General features: G+C 74.1%; 2 protein-coding genes and 1 pseudogene. All 3 read left to right on the plus strand.

All coding sequences use genetic code 11. The features are described 5' to 3' along the window. Positions 1-931 (plus strand): acyl-CoA dehydrogenase family protein (locus AB0J52_RS34830; protein WP_500187158.1); only part of this gene is annotated, 931 nt, incomplete at its 5' end. Between the two features lie 184 nt (positions 932-1,115). Continuing rightward, positions 1,116-2,453: an MFS transporter gene (locus tag AB0J52_RS34835; RefSeq protein ID WP_500187159.1), complete on the plus strand. Its 1,338-nt coding sequence runs from the start codon at positions 1,116-1,118 to the stop codon at positions 2,451-2,453. A gap of 90 nt (positions 2,454-2,543) precedes the next feature. Then, positions 2,544-2,833 (plus strand): annotated as a pseudogene (locus AB0J52_RS34840) (hypothetical protein); the annotation flags it as partial.

Raw genomic sequence — 2,833 nt, forward strand, 5'->3', positions numbered from 1 at the left:
GGCGGCGTTCCTGTACCTGCTCACCCCCGCGTTCGGCGGACTGACCATCGCCCGGCACGGGACCGTCGCCCAGCGCCGCGAGTTCCTGCCCGCCATCGCGTCCGGGGACCTGGAGACGTGCTTCGCGATCACCGAGCCGGACGCGGGCAGCAACGCGATCGGCATCTCGACGCGGGCACGGCTCGACGGCGACCACTACGTGGTGTCCGGGCAGAAGACCTGGATCTCCGGGCTGGAGCGCGCCGACCTCCTGGTCCTGGTCACCCGGACGGTCCCCGCCGCCGAGGCGGAGCCGCGCACGCACGGCTTCACCGTCCTGCTGGTGGACGTGAGGCGGGCGGTCGCGGACGGCACGCTCACCTACCGGCCGATCCCGAAGCTCGGCACCAACACGGTCGCGTCCAGCCTGGTGTACCTCGACGAGGTGCGGGTGCCGGTGGAGCGGGTCCTCGGCGCCCCGGACGAGGGGTTCGGCGTCCTGTGGGACATCCTCAACCCCGAGCGGATCCTCGCGGCGGCGAGCGGTGTCGGCTTCGGCTCGCTCGTGCTGCGCGTGGCCTGCGACTACGCGCGCGAGCGGGCGCCGTTCGGCCGTCCGATCGGGGCGAACCAGGCGGTCGCGTTCCCGCTCGCGCGGATCAAGGCGCAGGTCGAGCTGGCCCGGCTGATGACCTACAAGGCCGCCTGGCTGTGGGACGCGGGCCGGCCGTGCGGGTCGGAGGCCAACATCGCCAAGCTCACGGCGGCGGACGCCGCGTGGCAGGCCGCCGACCGCGCGTTCCAGACGCACGGCGGGATGGCGTACTCGCTGGAGTACCCGGTGGCCCGGTTCTTCCGGGACGCGCGCATCGCCAAGAACATCCCGGTCGCCGAGGAACTCGTCCTGGCGCACATCGCCCAGCACGAGCTCGGCCTCCCCCGCTCCTACTGACCGGCCACCCGCCGGCCTGGCCCCCGCCGTCGCGGGCCGCTCCGGGCCGCTCCGGGCCGCCCGCCGCACCGGCGTGTTAACGGCGGATTAGGTCTGGCCGTCCAGACCTGGACCGGGCGGGCCGGGGCGGCGAGGCTCCCTGCTACCGGCGCGTCCCCCGGCGCCGCGAAACAGGAGGTCAACGGTGTCCACTCCCACCCCGGCCCGCACACCGTGGCGGGCCGTGTTCGGCGGCTCGGTCGGCAATCTCGTCGAGTGGTACGACTGGTTCGTCTACGCCAGCTTCGCCACCTACTTCGCGTCGGCGTTCTTCCCCAAGGGCAACGCCACGGCACAGTTGCTGAACACGGCGGGCATCTTCGCCGTCGGGTTCTTCATGCGGCCGGTCGGCGGCTGGCTGCTCGGTCGGTACGCCGACCGGCGCGGCCGCAAGGCCGCGCTCACCCTGACCGTCACGCTCATGTCCGGCAGCGCGCTGCTCATCGCGGTGGCCCCGACCTACGGGTCGGTGGGGTACTTCGGCGCGGTGGTGCTGCTGGTCGCCCGGCTGATGCAGGGGCTGTCGGTCGGCGGCGAGTACGCGGCGAGCGCGACCTACCTGACCGAGGCCACCCCGCCCGGACGGCGCGGGTTCGCCTCCAGCTTCCAGTACGTGTCGATGACGGCGGGGCAGCTGCTCGGGCTCGGCCTGCAGATCGTCCTGCAGCGGACCATGAGCGAGGAGGCGCTGAAGTCCTACGGGTGGCGCATCCCGTTCGTCGTCGGCGCGGTCGGCGCCGCCGTCATCTTCTACCTGCGGCGCAGGCTGCTGGAGACCGAGGTGTTCACCGAGGCGGCGGACGGCCCGGACCGGGAGGCCGCCGCCGCCGCGGACGAGCGCGGGACGGTCCGCGAGCTGCTGCGGCACCGCCGCGAGGCGGTCCTGGTGATCGCGCTGACGGCGGGCGGGACGCTCGCCTACTACACCTACACGACGTACCTGACCAAGTACCTGTCCAACACCGCGGGGCTGCCGAAGAGCACCGCGTCGCTGGTGAGCTTCTGCGCGCTGCTGGTGTTCGCGCTGCTGCAGCCGCTCGCCGGCGCCCTGTCGGACCGGATCGGGCGGCGGCCGCTGCTGATCGCGTTCGGGGTCGCCGGGACGGTGGGGACGGTGCCGCTGATGACCGCGCTCGGGCACGCGTCCGGGTTCTGGCCCGCCTTCGGGCTGATGCTGACCGGCCTGGTCGTCGTCACCGGCTACACCTCGATCAACGCGGTGGTGAAGGCCGAGCTGTTCCCCACGCACGTGCGGGCGCTCGGGGTGGCGCTGCCGTACGCGATCTCCAACGCGCTGTTCGGCGGGACCGCCGAGTACGTGGCGCTCTGGTTCAAGAAGGGCGGCGCCGAGTCCGGTTTCTACTGGTATGTCGCGGCGTGCGCGGCGCTGTCGCTGGTCGTCTACGTCCGGATGCGCGAGACGCGGGACGTGGCGATGTCCCGCCGGGAGCGCGCCGCCGAAGCAGCACCGGTGCGCGCGTAGCGCGCCCGGCCGGGGGCGCGCGGACATCCGGGTCCGCGCGCTCCGCCCCGCCCGGACGGGCGGGGCCCCCGCCTACCGAGGTGATCGAACATGGAGCCCGACGACGCGCTTCCCGAGTTCCCGCACTGCCCGGAGCACCCGCCGCACCCGTACCGCCCGGACCGCTCGGACGTCCCGGCGTGCGCCGACCTTCCGGCGTTCGCCGACCTCCCGCCGTTTCCGCCCTTCCCGCCGTTCGTGCCGTTCCCGCCGCTCACCGACCTGAGCCTGGAGGAGCCGACCGGACGGGCCGAGGTGCGGATCGTCCGCGTGCCCGAACGGCACGGCGGCGCGGCCGGAGCCGGCCCGGACCGGCGCCCGCGGGACGCGGGCCGCGCGCG

Origin of the sequence: Spirillospora sp. NPDC049652, assembly GCF_040675125.1 — a bacterium.
GTDB lineage: Bacteria > Actinomycetota > Actinomycetes > Streptosporangiales > Streptosporangiaceae > Spirillospora.